The sequence below is a fragment of the Streptomyces sp. NPDC057900 genome, from assembly GCF_042887885.1.
Taxonomy (GTDB): domain Bacteria; phylum Actinomycetota; class Actinomycetes; order Streptomycetales; family Streptomycetaceae; genus Streptomyces.
The window spans coordinates 26,740-40,370 of the sequence record NZ_JBHVOI010000014.1 but is presented as its reverse complement, the minus strand read 5'-3'; the positions used below and the strand labels follow the sequence as shown (position 1 = coordinate 40,370).

Here is a 13,631-nt window from a genome sequence, read left to right as displayed (position 1 = left end):
ACGAGCGGCGCTCCACGGGCTCTTTCGGTACAGTGCGGAAATCAGCAGACCGCATGGTGAGGCCCCCTCGTGTTGACGCAGACCACCACTCGGGTCCTCGAACCCAGCGACCTCGGCGCCGCCCTCGCGGTGCTGGAGAGCGAACCCGTAGCCAACGCCTTCGTGACCTCCCGGGTCCAGATCGCGGGCCTCGACCCCTGGCGCCTCGGCGGCGAGATGTGGGGCTGGTACGCCAACGGGCAGCTGCGCTCCCTCTGCTACTCCGGGGCCAACCTCGTCCCCATCTGCGCCGGACCCGAAGCCGTCAGGGCCTTCGCGGACCGGGCCCGCAGGGCAGGCCGCCGCTGCTCCTCGATCGTCGGCCCCGCCGAGCCCACCGCACAGCTGTGGCGGCTGCTCGAACCGGGCTGGGGCCCCGCCCGCGAGGTCCGGGCCAACCAGCCGCTCATGGTCGCGGACAGCCCCTCCGCAGAGGTGGCGCCCGACCGGCAGGTCCGCCGCGTCCGCAAGGACGAGATGGACGTCCTGATGCCCGCCTGCGTCGCCATGTTCACCGAGGAGGTCGGCATCTCCCCGCTCGCCGGCGACGGCGGACTCCTCTACCAGGCCCGCGTCGCGGAACTCATCGCCGCCGGCCGCTCCTTCGCCCGGATCGAGGACGGCAAAGTCGTCTTCAAGGCCGAGATCGGTGCCACCACCCCGCAGGCCTGCCAGATCCAGGGAGTCTGGGTGGCCCCCGAATTCCGCGGCCGCGGCTACTCGGAGACCGGTATGGCGGCCGTCCTGCGCCACGCGCTGACCGAGGTCGCGCCGATCGTCAGCCTGTACGTCAACGACTACAACACCCCCGCGCGCAAGTCGTACAGCCGGATCGGCTTCCGCGAGGTCGGCGCGTTCATGAGCGTCCTGTTCTGACCCGGCCGCCCGCGCGGACCCCGTCCCTCCCCGGCCCGTATCCCGCCCGCCGCGACGGACAGTAGGGTCTGTCCATGGCAGCAGCTTCCGGGGGCGGCCCCCACACACCCAGCGTCCGGATCGAACCGATCGATCTCGCCGCACGCGTGGACGAGGCACTCGCCGTCCAGGCCGTCGCCTTCGGCCTCGGCCCCGACGAGATCGAAGTACGCCGCCACATCGTCCTCAGACACCTCGACCACCCCCACGCCCGCGCGCTGGGCGCCCTGACCCCCGACGACCGGCTCGTCGGCTTCGTCTACGGCATGCCGAACGAACGCGGCCACTGGTGGTCCACCGTCGTCGAGCCCTATCTGCGCGCCACCGGCTCCGCGCACTGGCTCGACGACTCCTTCGTCATCACCGAACTCCACGTCCACCCGGAGTTCCAGAACCGGGGGACCGGCCGGGCCCTGATCACCACCATCACCGACGCCGTGGACCAGCCCCGCTCCATCCTCTCCGCGATCGACACGGAGAGCCCGGCCCGCGGCCTGTACCGCTCGCTCGGCTACCAGGACCTGGCCCGGCAGGTGCTCTTCCCCAGCGCACCCAAGCCGTACGCGGTCATGGGCGCACCGCTTCCACTGCGCCGCCGCTGAGCAATCGATTTCCGCCCGCGCGGGCCGCCCGGCTAACCTCGGGGCCATCACCCTTCCGAGCAGGAGTTCACCATGGCCCAGGTCCAGCGCATGTCCCGATTGATGATCAAGACACTGCGCGACGACCCGGCGGACGCCGAGACGCTCAACCACAAGCTGCTCGTCCGGGCCGGATACGTACGTCGCACCGCCGCCGGCATCTGGTCCTGGCTGCCGCTCGGCAAGAAGGTTCTCGAAAACGTCAGCCGCGTCGTCCGCGAGGAGATGGACGCCATCGGCGGCCAAGAGGTGCTGCTCCCCGCGCTGCTCCCCAAGGAGGCGTACGAGGCGAGCGGCCGCTACGACGAGTACGGCGACCTGCTCTTCCGCCTCCAGGACCGCAAGGGCGCCGACTACCTCCTCGGCCCCACCCACGAGGAGGTCTTCACCCAGGTCGTCAAGGACATGTGCTCGTCCTACAAGGACCTGCCGGTGATCCTCTACCAGATCCAGACCAAGTACCGCGACGAGGCCCGCCCCCGCGCCGGAGTGCTGCGCGGCCGCGAGTTCCAGATGAAGGACTCGTACTCCTTCGACACCACGGACGAGGGTCTGGCGGAGGCGTACCAGCTGCACCGCGGCGCCTACATCCGGATCTTCGAGCGGCTCGGCCTCGACCACCGCATCGTCTCCGCCGTCTCCGGTGCCATGGGCGGCTCGGCCTCCGAGGAGTTCCTCGCGCCCGCGCCCGCCGGTGAGGACACCTTCGTCGACTGCCCGAACTGCGACTACGCCGCCAACACCGAGGCCGTGACGTTCAACGCCACCCCGGTCGACGGCTCGGCCACCGGCCCCGTCGAGGAGCTGGACACCCCCGACACCCCGACCATCGAGACCCTCGCCGCCCACCTCGGCGTCCCGGCCTCCGCCACCCTGAAGAACCTCCTGGTCAAGGTCGACGGCGAGATCGTGGCCGTGGGCGTGCCGGGTGACCGCGAGGTCGACCTCGGCAAGCTCGGTGAGCACCTGGCCCCCGCCGTCGTCGAGCTGGTCACCGCGGAGGACTTCGTGGGCCGCCCCGACCTGGTGCGCGGCTACGTCGGACCGCAGGGCCTGGAGAAGGTCCGCTACATCGCCGACCCCCGCATCGCCGCCGGTACCGCGTGGATCACGGGCGCCAACAAGGACGGCAAGCACGCGAAGAACGTCGTCGCGGGCCGTGACTTCGAGGTCGACGACTACCTCGACGTCGTCGTAGTCGAGGCGGGCGACCCCTGCCCCAAGTGCGGCACCGGCCTCCAGGTGGACCGCGCCATCGAGATCGGCCACATCTTCCAGCTCGGCCGCAAGTACGCCGACATCTTCTCCCTCGACGTCCTCGGCCAGCAGGGCAAGCCCGTCCGCGTCACGATGGGCTCGTACGGCATCGGCGTCTCCCGCGCGGTGGCCGCCCTCGCCGAGCAGACCGCCGACGACAAGGGCCTGTGCTGGCCCCGCGAGATCGCCCCGGCCGATGTGCACGTGGTCGCCGCGGGCAAGGCCCTCCAGACCGAGCTGGCCCTCGACGTCTCCGAGAAGCTGAACGCGGCCGGTCTGCGCGTCCTGGTCGACGACCGCGCGGGCGTCTCGCCCGGCGTCAAGTTCACCGACTCCGAGCTGATCGGCGTCCCGAAGATCCTGGTCGCCGGCCGCCGCTCGGCCGAGGGCGTCCTGGAGCTCAAGGACCGCCGCACCGGCGAGCGCGAGGAGCTCACGGTCGACGAGGCGATCGCCCGCCTCACCGAGCAGGGCTGACCACACCGCATTCCGTAGACGCACACACCACTTCGTCCCGTCGGCCCGTCCGGCGGGACGAAGTGCTGCCGGACCGGGACCGGGCGCGTCAGCGGAAGGCGGCGGCGTTCTCCGCGGCCCACTGCCGGAACGGGCGGGCCGGCGCTCCGGTGACCCGCGCAACCGTGTCGCGCACCCTCAGCAGCTCGTCGTTCACATCGCCGCCGGTCACATCCAGCACCGCGTCCGCGGCCTCCGCCCCGAAGACCGCAGCCATCTGCGCGTGGGCCTCCTGACGGCTGATGGCGGCGAAGGGGACCTCCCGGCCCAGCGCTGCCCCGATGGCCTCGGCCTGCTGCCGGGCGCTCACCGGCTCCGGACCGGTCAGGGCGTACGTGGCCCCCTGGTGGCCCGGCTCGGTCAGCGCCACCCGCGCCACCGACGCGATGTCCGCGGGGTGGACGGTCGGCAGCGCGACGTCCGCGTACGGCGCACGCACGGTCTCGTGGCCCCGGACAGCCGACGCCCACATCAGCGCGTTCGAGGCGAACTGCGTCGGCCGCAGGATCGTCCAGTCCATGCCGCTCGCCCTGAGCAGCCGCTCCACCGCGAGGTTCTCGCCGGCCGGGCCGAGCCGAGGGTGGGTCCGGACGGTAATGGAAGACACCAGCACGACGTGGTGCACACCCGCCTGCCGGGCCGCGTCGAGGATGTCGGCGTCCGGGCCCAGACGCGACACCAGGAACATCGAGCGCACCCCGTCCAGCGCGGGCTTCAGCGACGCGGCGTCCGCGAAGTCGCCCTCCACGGCCTCGACGCCTTCGGGGAAGACGGCCCGCGCGGCATCGCGGGTGAGCCCCCGCAGCGGCCCGGCACCGTGCGCGTGCAGTTCCTTCAGCAGGGCACTGCCGATGTTTCCGGTGGTTCCGGTCACGAGGATCATGAGTGCGTTTCCCGTCGTCAGATGATGAACCTGACGGCACGCTAGGACCTCAATCCCGCTTCAGGTCAATAAGCGTCCCGGAGCTACAGCCAGCCCGCGAACTCCATTGTCACTTCGCCCTCCTGGCGGCGGCCGGCGGCCAGCGCCCGGGTGCCCGACTCCACCGCGCGGAACAGCGTCCAGCCGTGCAGCCGCTCGCGGTCCACGTCCAGCGACTCCGCGAGCCGCTTGATCCTGCGCCGGGCCGTCATCGCGCCACCGGAGGAGGCGATCAGATCCTCCACCCGGTCCCGGACCAGCCGCGCCAGATCGTAGGCCCGCTCACCGACCACCGGTTCGGGCCCGACCGTCAGCCAGGGCGCGCGCTCGCCCGAGAGCACCTTGCTCTGCCGGAAGTTGCCGTGGAGCAGCAGGGTTTCGGGGGAGTCCGCGACCAGCTCCCCGCGCACCGCCAGGGCAGCCGAGACCAGCGGCTCCAGGTCCGGCTCCGCCTCCGCGGCGGCCAGCATCGGAGCGGTCCGCCGCGCGGTCCGCTCCGCGACCGTCTCGAAGGCGTGACCGGCGGGCGGCTCGACCCACAGCCGCCGCACCGTGCCCGCCGCCTCCAGCAGGGCCTTCGCCTCGGGCAGCGACCGCAGCGACACCTCGGGGTGCAGCCGCTCCAGCAGCAGGGCGCCGGCGCCGCGATCCCCGGGGAGCAGCTCCTCACCCGGTGCGATCAGCTGGACCGCGCCCCAGCCGTTCCAGTGCGCCAGCGCCGCCCTTTCGAGCTCGGGCGCGGCCCCCGACGGAGAGATCTTCAGCGCCGCCGGGGCACCGTCTGCGCCCCGCACCAGCAGGACCAGGCTGCTGCGCCCGCCCGGGGCGGCGACCCGGTCCACGGACAGCTCCCGGCCCGCCCGGTCCAGCGCCTGACCGGTCAGTGCGGGAAGCTCCGCGAGCCATTCCCCGGCGGCCGTATCCCCGTACGACTCGCCGAGCGCTCGCACCAGACGCTGCGGCGGTTCAAAACCCATACGTGCTGTGTTCCCTTTCAGAGCCTGCTTCAGCGCGTCGTGCCGGTCCGGCTCTTCGCGTCGGCACCCGTCGCCGCGTCCTTCTCACCGGCACCGTCCTTGCGGGAACCGTCGGCGGCCCGCTCGACGAGCCCGGGAAAGGGTACGCCGCTGCCCCGCCAGCGCACCGCCCGCACCGCGGCCTCCCGCAGCGCGTCGGCGGCCTCCCGCCGCAGCGGCCCCTCCGCGGCCCGTACGAGGTCGGAGTAGACGTCGGCGACGCGGTCCTCCAGCACCGCGGCGAGCCGTACCGCCGCGGCCGGGCCCGGTACCGCGAACGGCAGAGCGTACGCGGGGTCCGCCGCGACCGGTTCGCCGCCCAGGCCGCGCACCGTGCGCACCAGCGCGTCGCGGCGGGCCCGGTGGGCGTGGTGCGCGGCGGTGGCCTCGGCGCGGCGGCCCGTGGCGACCCGGCCGCCCGCCACCCCGTAGCCGTACACGGCGGCGTGCTCCGCGGCCAGTGCCGCCTGCGCGGCCTTGAGGGTCGCCTCGCGCTCGTCCTTGTCGCTCACGCCTTCGTCTCCTTGGCCAGTCCGGTCAGCAGGTAGGAGTGGGCGGAGGCGGCCGCCGCGACGGAGGCGAGCAGCCGGGCCAGCTCCGGGGGCGCGTCCAGCAGAGCCTCCGTGTACGAGGCCGAGGCCCGCCTCTCGGCGGCCGCCAGCGCCTTGACGGCCTCCGGGGGACTGCCGGCGGGCCGGGTCCGGACGAATTCGAGCGTGGCCTTGCCGGCCGGGGCGAGGGCCGTGAGATGGGCACGTACGGCGTCGCGCAGCGGGGTGAGACCGGCCGAGGTCGCCGGATGGGCGGCGAGCACGTTCTCGTACTGCCCCAGCAGGGACATGGATACGCCGGCGGCCTTCTTCCGCAGCGACGTCTCCGCCTTCACCGCGGTGTCGGAGGCGGTCCGGGCGTCGGCGTGCGCGGAACCCTTCCGGCCGCCGCCCCCGTCCTCCGCACCGTCTCCGCAGCCGGCCAGCACCGCCCCCATGGCGATCGCTCCCGTCGCGGTGAGCGCGCCCCTGCGCGTCGTCCCCGTGCGCCGCACTTGTTCTCCTTCGGGCTGGACCTGTCTTGACCGGATGTGTCCGGAAGTGATCACCGGGGGCGAGCGTACCCGCGCTCGGGGGGCCGGCGGACGGCAACACCCCCCGGGACCGGATACCCTTTGACCAGACACACGACGATCCCCACAACAGCACACGCGGCCGAGGAGTCACCCGGATGAGCACCACCCAGAGCGAGAGGCTGCGCGGGCTGGTAGAACCGCTCGTCAGCGCCGAGCAGCTGGATCTGGAAGAGATCGAAGTGTCCCGGGCCGGCCGCCGCCGGGTGCTGCGGATCATCGTGGACTCCGAAGAGGGCGTAGAGCTCGACACCTGCGCGGATCTGAGCCGCGCGATCTCGGAGAAGCTCGACGAGACCGACGCGATGGGCGAGGAAGAGTACGTCCTGGAGGTCAGCTCTCCCGGTGCCGACCGCCCGCTGACGGAGTACCGCCACTACGTACGCAACACCGGCCGCCTGGCCAGGCTGACCCTGAACGAGGGCGGCGAGCTCGTGGCCCGCGTCCTCGCGGTCGACGAGGACGGTCTCGATCTCGAAGTCCCGGGCGTCAAGGGCCGCAAGCCCACGTCCCGCCGGATCTCCTTCGACGAGATCGCCAAGGCGCGCGTGGAGCTGGAATTCAACCGCAAGGACAAGAAGGAAGAGGAGGCGTAGCCGTGGACATCGATGTGAAGCTTCTGAAGGGCTTGGCGCAGGACAAGGAGATCCCGTTCGACGTGCTCGTCGAGGCGATCGAGTCGGCCCTCCTCATCGCGTACCACCGCACGGACGGCAGCCACCGCAGGGCGCGCGTGGAGCTGGACGAGCGCGGCCATGTGACGGTGTGGGCCAAGGAGGACCCGGCCGATCTGGAGGAGGGCCAGGAGCCCAAGGAGTTCGACGACACCCCGTCGGGCTTCGGCCGGATCGCCGCGACCACCGCCAAGCAGGTCATCCTGCAGCGGCTGCGCGACGCGGAGGACGACCGCACGTTCGGGGAGTACGCGGGCCACGAGGGCGATGTCGTCACCGGCGTCGTCCAGCAGGGCAAGGACCCGAAGAACGTCCTGGTCGACATCGGCAAGCTGGAGGCCATCCTGCCGGTGCAGGAGCAGGTGCCCGGCGAGGAGTACACCCACGGACTGCGGCTGCGCACCTATGTCGTACGGGTGGCCAAGGGCGTGCGCGGTCCGTCGGTCACGCTGTCACGGACCCACCCCAACCTGGTGAAGAAGCTCTTCGCGCTGGAGGTCCCGGAGATCGCGGACGGTTCCGTCGAGATCTGCGCGATCGCCCGCGAGGCCGGCCACCGCACCAAGATCGCGGTCCGCTCCACCCGCTCCGGCCTCAACGCCAAGGGCGCCTGCATCGGCCCGATGGGCGGCCGTGTGCGCAATGTCATGGCCGAGCTGCTCGGCGAGAAGATCGACATCGTGGACTGGTCGGACGACCCGGCCGAGATGGTCGCCAACGCGCTGTCGCCCGCCCGGGTCAGCGAGGTCGAGGTCGTGGACCTCGGCGCCCGCTCCGCCCGGGTCACCGTGCCCGACTACCAGCTGTCGCTGGCGATCGGCAAGGAGGGCCAGAACGCCCGTCTCGCCGCCCGCCTCACCGGCTGGCGCATCGACATCCGCCCGGACACCGAGACCGACGCCGAGCGCGATGTGGCCGACCGCGAGCGGGCCGAGCGGGCCCGGGAGCGCGCCGAGCGCAACTGATCCGGCGACGGGCCGGGGCGCGGTACGGAGTGCGCCCGGGCCCGGCCGGAGCGGGCCACCATGGAATAGATCTCGTCGACATCCCGCTGAGATCACGACAACATCCGTTCGATCTTTGCCCCAAACAGGTGAGGTCGGTACGGGGAGGTAGACTTAAACGTGTCTGGCCGGACGCACGCCCGCGCTTGCCCTGAGCGAACCTGTGTGGGTTGCCGGGAGCGAGCGGCCAAGAGCGAGCTGCTGCGCATCGTGGCGGACGGAGGCGCCTGCGTCCCCGACCCTCGCGGTACGCTGCCCGGCCGGGGTGCATATGTACACCCCGTATCTGTCTGTCTCGACCTGGCGGTCCGCCGCCGGGCATTCCCCCGGGCCTTCAAGGCCAAGGGGCCGTTCGACCCCGCAGCGGTAGAGCGGTTCGTCGAACGGGCGACACCGTAGGAAACAGGAAATTGAACGGCACGGGTCCCCGTGCGGTCAGGTACCTCGCGAGTTGGAAGTAGGTCGAGATTGCGATGAGCACTCGATGAGTACGCGATGAGTACGCCCATGAAGTAGCGACGGTCCGGCGGTAACCCGGACCTAAAAGGAGCGAAGTGGCTAAGGTCCGGGTATACGAACTCGCCAAGGAGTTCGGAGTTGAGAGCAAGGTCGTCATGGCCAAGCTCCAGGAACTCGGTGAATTCGTACGGTCGGCGTCCTCGACCATCGAGGCGCCGGTTGTACGCAAGTTGACTGACGCACTGCAGGGTCCCGGTGGCAACGCCGGCAAGTCCGCTGCAAAGCCTGGCGCGCCCCGCAAGGCCGCCCCCTCGAAGCCCGCGGCGCCCTCCCCGGCCGCCGCGGCACGTCCCGCTGCCCCGAAGCCCGGCGTACCGGCTGCCAAGCCGGCCGCCGCCGAGGCCCAGAGCAGCACCCCCGCCGCGGCCCCCGCGCCGTCGGCCGGCCCGCGTCCGGGCCCCAAGCCGGCGCCCGCGAAGCCCGCCCCGGTCACCCCGGTGCCCGCGGCCGAGTTCTCGGCCCCGGCCCCGGCACAGCCGGCCGCGCCGCAGCAGCAGGCCCCGCGTCCCGCGGGTGCCGCCCCGGGCCCCCGCCCCGCCCGTCCGGCTCCGGCCGGCGGTCAGCGTGACGGTGGCCGCGAAGGCGGTCAGCGTGACGGCGGCCGCGACGGTGGCCGTGGTGGCGACCGTCCGGCGCGTCCCGCAGGCCAGGGCGCCCCGCGTCCCGGCGCACGTCCGGCGGGTCCCCGTCCGGGCAACAACCCGTTCACCTCCGGTGGCTCGACGGGCATGGCCCGTCCGCAGTCGCCCCGTCCCGGCGGCGCCCCGCGTCCCGGTGGCGGCTCGGAGCGCCCCGGCGCCCCGCGTCCGCAGGGCGGCCCCGGCGGCGCCCCGCGTCCGCAGGGCCAGGGCGGCGCGCGTCCGTCTCCGGGCGGCATGCCGCGCCCGCAGGCTCCCCGTCCCGGCGGCGCCCCCGGCGCCGGCGGTAACCGTCCCAACCCGGGCATGATGCCGCAGCGTCCCGCTGCCGGCCCGCGTCCCGGTGGTGGCCCCGGCGGTGGCCGTGGTCCCGGTGGCGGCGGCGGTCGTCCCGGCGGCGGTGGCGGCGCGGGCCGTCCCGGTGGCGGCGGCTTCGCAGGCCGTCCGGCCGGTCCCGGTGGCGGTGGCGGCGGTTTCGCCGGTCGTCCCGGTGGCGGTGGCGGCGCAGGCCGTCCCGGTGGTGGCGGCGGCTTCGGCGGTCGTCCCGGCTTCGGTGGCCGTCCCGGTGGCCCCGGTGCCCGTGGTGGCACACAGGGCGCCTTCGGCCGTCCCGGTGGTCCCGCGCGTCGTGGCCGCAAGTCGAAGAGGCAGAGGCGCCAGGAGTACGAGGCCATGCAGGCCCCGTCGGTGGGCGGCGTCATGCTGCCTCGCGGCAACGGACAGGCTGTCCGGCTGTCGCGCGGTGCCTCGCTGACCGACTTCGCCGAGAAGATCAACGCCAACCCGGCGTCGCTCGTCGGCGTGATGATGAACCTCGGCGAGATGGTCACTGCCACGCAGTCCGTCTCCGACGAGACGCTGAAGCTCCTCGCGGACGAGATGAACTTCGTCCTTGAGATCGTCAGCCCCGAGGAGGAGGACCGCGAGCTGCTTGAGTCCTTCGACATCGAGTTCGGTGAGGACGAGGGCGGCGAAGAGGCCCTGGTCTCCCGTCCGCCGGTCGTGACCGTCATGGGTCACGTCGACCACGGTAAGACCCGACTGCTGGACGCGATCCGCAAGACGAACGTCGTCGCGGGCGAGGCCGGCGGCATCACGCAGCACATCGGTGCCTACCAGGTCGGTGCGGAGGTCAACGGCGAGGACCGCCGGATCACCTTCATCGACACCCCGGGTCACGAGGCGTTCACCGCCATGCGTGCCCGTGGTGCGAAGTCCACCGACATCGCGATCCTCGTGGTGGCGGCGAACGACGGTGTGATGCCCCAGACGATCGAGGCGCTGAACCACGCCAAGGCGGCCGAGGTGCCGATCGTGGTCGCGGTCAACAAGATCGACGTCGAGGGCGCGGACCCGACCAAGGTGCGCGGTCAGCTCACCGAGTTCGGTCTGGTGGCGGAGGAGTACGGCGGCGACACGATGTTCGTCGACATCTCCGCCAAGCAGGGCCTCAACATCGAGGCTCTTCTGGAGGCCGTCGTCCTCACCGCCGACGCCTCGCTCGACCTGCGGGCCAACCCGGAGCAGGACGCGCAGGGTATTGCGATCGAGTCCCACCTCGACCGCGGCCGCGGTGCCGTCGCGACCGTCCTCGTCCAGCGAGGCACGCTGCGGGTCGGCGACACGATGGTCGTGGGCGACGCCTACGGCCGCGTGCGGGCCATGCTCGACGACAAGGGCGAGAACGTCGAGGAAGCGGGTCCCTCGACCCCCGTCCTCGTGCTGGGTCTCACCAACGTCCCGGGCGCGGGCGACAACTTCCTGGTGGTCGACGAGGACCGTACGGCCCGTCAGATCGCCGAGAAGCGCGCCGCTCGTGAGCGCAACGCCAACTTCGCCCGCAAGGGTGTCCGGTTCTCCCTGGAGAACCTGGACGAGGCGCTCAAGGCCGGTCTGGTCCAGGAGCTCAACCTCATCATCAAGGGCGACGCGTCCGGTTCGGTGGAGGCTCTTGAGTCCTCGCTGCTCCAGCTCGACGTCGGTGAAGAGGTCGACATCCGGGTCCTGCACCGCGGTGTGGGTGCGGTCACCGAGTCGGACATCGACCTGGCGACCGGCTCCGACGCCATCGTGATCGGCTTCAACGTGCGCGCCGCGGGGCGTGCCGCGCAGATGGCCGACCGCGAAGGTGTGGACGTCCGGTACTACTCGGTCATCTACCAGGCGATCGAAGAGATCGAAGCGGCCCTCAAGGGCATGCTCAAGCCGGAGTACGAAGAGGTCGAGCTCGGTACGGCGGAGATCCGCGAGATCTTCCGCTCGTCCAAGCTGGGCAACATCGCCGGTGTGCTGGTCCGGTCCGGCGAGGTCAAGCGCAACACCAAGGCGCGCCTGCTTCGCGACGGCAAGGTCATCGCGGAGAACCTCAACATCTCCGGGCTGCGCCGCTTCAAGGACGACGTCACCGAGATCCGCGAAGGCTTCGAGGGCGGTATCAACCTCGGAAACTTCAACGACATCAAGATCGACGACGTCATCGCGACGTACGAGATGCGCGAGAAGCCGCGAGGCTGACCCGTACCTCAACAGTCGGGGCCGGTCGACGGGTCGTATTTCCGTCGATCGGCCCCGGCCGTTCCGTGTACGGTTCTTGTGTCCCTGCCAATGACCGGCGGGGCGCGAACCCGAACCGGCGGGACATCCGGACATACATGTATGTGGGGACACTGTCCTTCGATCTGCTTCTCGGCGACGTACGGTCGCTGAAGGAGAAGCGCTCCATAGTCCGTCCGATCGTTGCCGAGCTCCAGCGCAAGTACGCGGTGAGCGTGGCGGAGACGGGCGGCCAGGACCTCCATCGCAGGGCCGAGATCGGCCTCGCCGTGGTCTCCGGGGACACCGGACACCTCACGGACGTGCTGGACCGGTGCGAGCGGCTGATCGCCGGCCGGCCGGAAGTGGAGCTGCTGTCCGTACGGCGGCGGCTGCACAGCGACGAAGACGATTGAGTAAGGCGAAGGAGACGGACCAGTGGCCGACAACGCGCGGGCTAAGAAGCTGGCGGACCTCATCCAGGAGGTGGTCGCCGAGAAACTGCAGCGCGGAATCAAGGACCCGCGCCTGGGTACGCACGTGACCATCACGGACACCCGCGTCACCGGCGACCTGCGGGAGGCCACGGTCTTCTACACGGTCTACGGCGACGACGAGGACCGGGCGAGCGCGGCAGCGGGTCTGGAGAGCGCGAAGGGCATCCTGCGTTCGGCGGTCGGCGCCGCGGCGGGGACGAAGTTCACCCCCACGCTCGCCTTCATGGCGGACGCGCTCCCCGAGAACGCCAAGGCGATCGAGGACCTCCTCGACCGGGCACGGGCCTCGGACGCCAAGGTGCGCGAGGCGTCCTCGGGCGCCACGTACGCGGGCGAAGCCGACCCGTACCGCAAGCCGGAGGACGAGGACGAGGACTCACCTTCCGCATGACGCAGAACAAAACGCCGGACGGTTTGGTCATTGTCGACAAGCCGTCCGGCTTCACTTCGCACGACGTCGTCGCCAAGATGCGCGGTATCGCCAGGACCCGTCGCGTCGGCCACGCCGGCACGCTGGACCCGATGGCGACCGGCGTGCTCGTGCTCGGCGTCGAGAGGGCCACCAAGCTGCTCGGCCACCTCGCGCTGACCGAGAAGGAGTACCTCGGTACGATCCGGCTCGGCCAGGACACCGTCACGGACGACGCGGAGGGCGAGATCACCTCGTCCACCGACGCCTCCGGAGTGACCCGCGAGGGCATCGACGCCGGGGTCGCCGCACTGACCGGCGCCATCATGCAGGTGCCGTCCAAGGTCAGCGCCATCAAGATCGACGGCAAGCGGTCCTACGCGCGGGTGCGCGGCGGCGAGGAGTTCGAGATCCCGGCCCGGCCGGTGACGATCTCGTCGTTCAACGTCTACGACGTCCGCGAGGCCGTCGCGGAGGACGGCACTCCGGTCGTCGACCTGGTCGTCTCGGTGGTCTGCTCCTCCGGTACGTACATCCGCGCCATCGCCCGTGACCTCGGCGCCGGACTCGGCGTGGGCGGGCATCTCACCGCGCTGCGGCGGACCCGGGTCGGGCCGTACGGTCTCGACGCGGCGAGGACGCTGGACCAGCACCAGGAGGAGCTGGTCGTGATGCCGGTGGCCGAGGCCGCCGCCTCCGCGTTCCCGCGCTGGGACGTCGACGAGAAGCGGGCCAAGCTGCTGCTGAACGGGTCGCGGCTGGACATGCCCGCCTACCCGCCGGGACCGGTCGCGGTCTTCGGGCCCGACGGGCGGTTCCTGGTCCTCGTCGAGGAGCAGAAGGGCAAGGCCAAGAGCCTCGCCGTCTTCGGCTGATGAACTGATCCGGTCCACCCGCGCTCGCGCACCAGGCCCCCGTCGCCTCCTGTC

14 protein-coding genes are annotated in these 13,631 nt (G+C 71.7%); 10 read left to right on the top strand and 4 right to left on the bottom strand.

The window, feature by feature from the left end; all coding sequences use genetic code 11:
* Positions 1–69: 69 nt before the first annotated feature.
* From ACFVQ0_RS32505 to ACFVQ0_RS32495, 3 genes are all read left to right on the top strand, one after another.
* Positions 70–915, top strand: coding sequence for a GNAT family N-acetyltransferase (locus ACFVQ0_RS32505; RefSeq protein ID WP_390092790.1), 846 nt, complete (start codon positions 70–72; stop codon positions 913–915).
* Between the two features lie 74 nt (positions 916–989).
* On the top strand, positions 990–1,556 hold the full coding sequence (locus tag ACFVQ0_RS32500; protein WP_390092789.1) for a GNAT family N-acetyltransferase: 567 nt from the start codon (positions 990–992) through the stop codon (positions 1,554–1,556).
* Positions 1,557–1,628: 72 nt separating this feature from the next.
* A complete protein-coding gene (locus ACFVQ0_RS32495; RefSeq protein WP_390092788.1) occupies positions 1,629–3,329 on the top strand; it encodes a proline--tRNA ligase in 1,701 nt (566 codons plus the stop codon).
* 88 nt (positions 3,330–3,417) lie between these two features.
* Here the strand turns inward: ACFVQ0_RS32495 and ACFVQ0_RS32490 are convergent, their stop codons facing one another.
* From ACFVQ0_RS32490 to ACFVQ0_RS32475, 4 genes are all read right to left on the bottom strand, one after another.
* Entirely contained in the window at positions 3,418–4,251 is an 834-nt protein-coding gene (locus tag ACFVQ0_RS32490) for an NAD(P)H-binding protein (RefSeq protein WP_390092787.1), read from the bottom strand.
* 83 nt (positions 4,252–4,334) lie between these two features.
* Complete coding sequence (locus ACFVQ0_RS32485) at positions 4,335–5,267, bottom strand: aminoglycoside phosphotransferase family protein (RefSeq protein WP_390092786.1); 933 nt, start codon at positions 5,265–5,267, stop codon at positions 4,335–4,337.
* 29 nt (positions 5,268–5,296) lie between these two features.
* On the bottom strand, positions 5,297–5,818 hold the full coding sequence (locus ACFVQ0_RS32480) for a ferritin-like domain-containing protein (protein ID WP_390092785.1): 522 nt from the start codon (positions 5,816–5,818) through the stop codon (positions 5,297–5,299).
* Positions 5,815–6,351, bottom strand: a complete 537-nt coding sequence (locus ACFVQ0_RS32475; RefSeq protein ID WP_390092784.1) for a hypothetical protein — start codon at positions 6,349–6,351, stop codon at positions 5,815–5,817. The genes ACFVQ0_RS32480 and ACFVQ0_RS32475 overlap by 4 nt, the downstream gene beginning before the upstream one ends.
* 176 nt (positions 6,352–6,527) lie before the next feature.
* On the opposite strand from ACFVQ0_RS32475, the gene rimP reads away from it, so the two are divergent.
* The 7 genes from rimP to truB all read left to right on the top strand — a co-directional run bounded on the left by rimP (position 6,528) and on the right by truB (position 13,577).
* Positions 6,528–7,025 (top strand): ribosome maturation factor RimP, encoded by a 498-nt coding sequence (gene rimP / locus ACFVQ0_RS32470; protein WP_390092783.1) that lies wholly within the window; start codon positions 6,528–6,530, stop codon positions 7,023–7,025.
* A gap of 2 nt (positions 7,026–7,027) precedes the next feature.
* The gene (nusA, locus tag ACFVQ0_RS32465) at positions 7,028–8,068 is read left to right on the top strand and encodes a transcription termination factor NusA (protein WP_073739165.1); all 1,041 of its coding nucleotides are present in this window, start codon (positions 7,028–7,030) and stop codon (positions 8,066–8,068) included.
* A gap of 159 nt (positions 8,069–8,227) precedes the next feature.
* Positions 8,228–8,506 carry a YlxR family protein gene (locus tag ACFVQ0_RS32460; RefSeq protein ID WP_390092782.1) on the top strand — a complete coding sequence of 93 codons (279 nt, stop codon included), beginning with the start codon at positions 8,228–8,230 and terminating at the stop codon, positions 8,504–8,506.
* Positions 8,507–8,661: 155 nt separating this feature from the next.
* Entirely contained in the window at positions 8,662–11,778 is a 3,117-nt protein-coding gene (gene infB / locus ACFVQ0_RS32455; protein ID WP_390092781.1) for a translation initiation factor IF-2, read from the top strand.
* A gap of 137 nt (positions 11,779–11,915) precedes the next feature.
* A complete protein-coding gene (locus ACFVQ0_RS32450; protein WP_390092780.1) occupies positions 11,916–12,212 on the top strand; it encodes a DUF503 domain-containing protein in 297 nt (98 codons plus the stop codon).
* A 22-nt stretch (positions 12,213–12,234) separates the two neighbouring features.
* A complete protein-coding gene (rbfA, locus tag ACFVQ0_RS32445) occupies positions 12,235–12,684 on the top strand; it encodes a 30S ribosome-binding factor RbfA (protein WP_390092779.1) in 450 nt (149 codons plus the stop codon).
* Positions 12,681–13,577, top strand: coding sequence for a tRNA pseudouridine(55) synthase TruB (gene truB, locus ACFVQ0_RS32440; protein WP_390092778.1), 897 nt, complete (start codon positions 12,681–12,683; stop codon positions 13,575–13,577). Before rbfA ends, truB begins: the two co-directional genes overlap by 4 nt.
* Positions 13,578–13,631: the final 54 nt, after the last annotated feature.

Excerpts from the sequence above, each read along its gene's own strand:
- ACFVQ0_RS32490 (WP_390092787.1), bottom strand. The coding sequence starts at position 4,251 with ATGATCCTCGTGACCGGAACCACCGGAAACATCGGCAGTGCCCTGCTG.
- truB (WP_390092778.1), top strand. The coding sequence starts at position 12,681 with ATGACGCAGAACAAAACGCCGGACGGTTTGGTCATTGTCGACAAGCCG.
- ACFVQ0_RS32495 (WP_390092788.1), top strand. The coding sequence starts at position 1,629 with ATGGCCCAGGTCCAGCGCATGTCCCGATTGATGATCAAGACACTGCGC.
- ACFVQ0_RS32500 (WP_390092789.1), top strand. The coding sequence starts at position 990 with ATGGCAGCAGCTTCCGGGGGCGGCCCCCACACACCCAGCGTCCGGATC.
- ACFVQ0_RS32485 (WP_390092786.1), bottom strand. The coding sequence starts at position 5,267 with ATGGGTTTTGAACCGCCGCAGCGTCTGGTGCGAGCGCTCGGCGAGTCG.
- rimP (WP_390092783.1), top strand. The coding sequence starts at position 6,528 with ATGAGCACCACCCAGAGCGAGAGGCTGCGCGGGCTGGTAGAACCGCTC.
- ACFVQ0_RS32450 (WP_390092780.1), top strand. The coding sequence starts at position 11,916 with ATGTATGTGGGGACACTGTCCTTCGATCTGCTTCTCGGCGACGTACGG.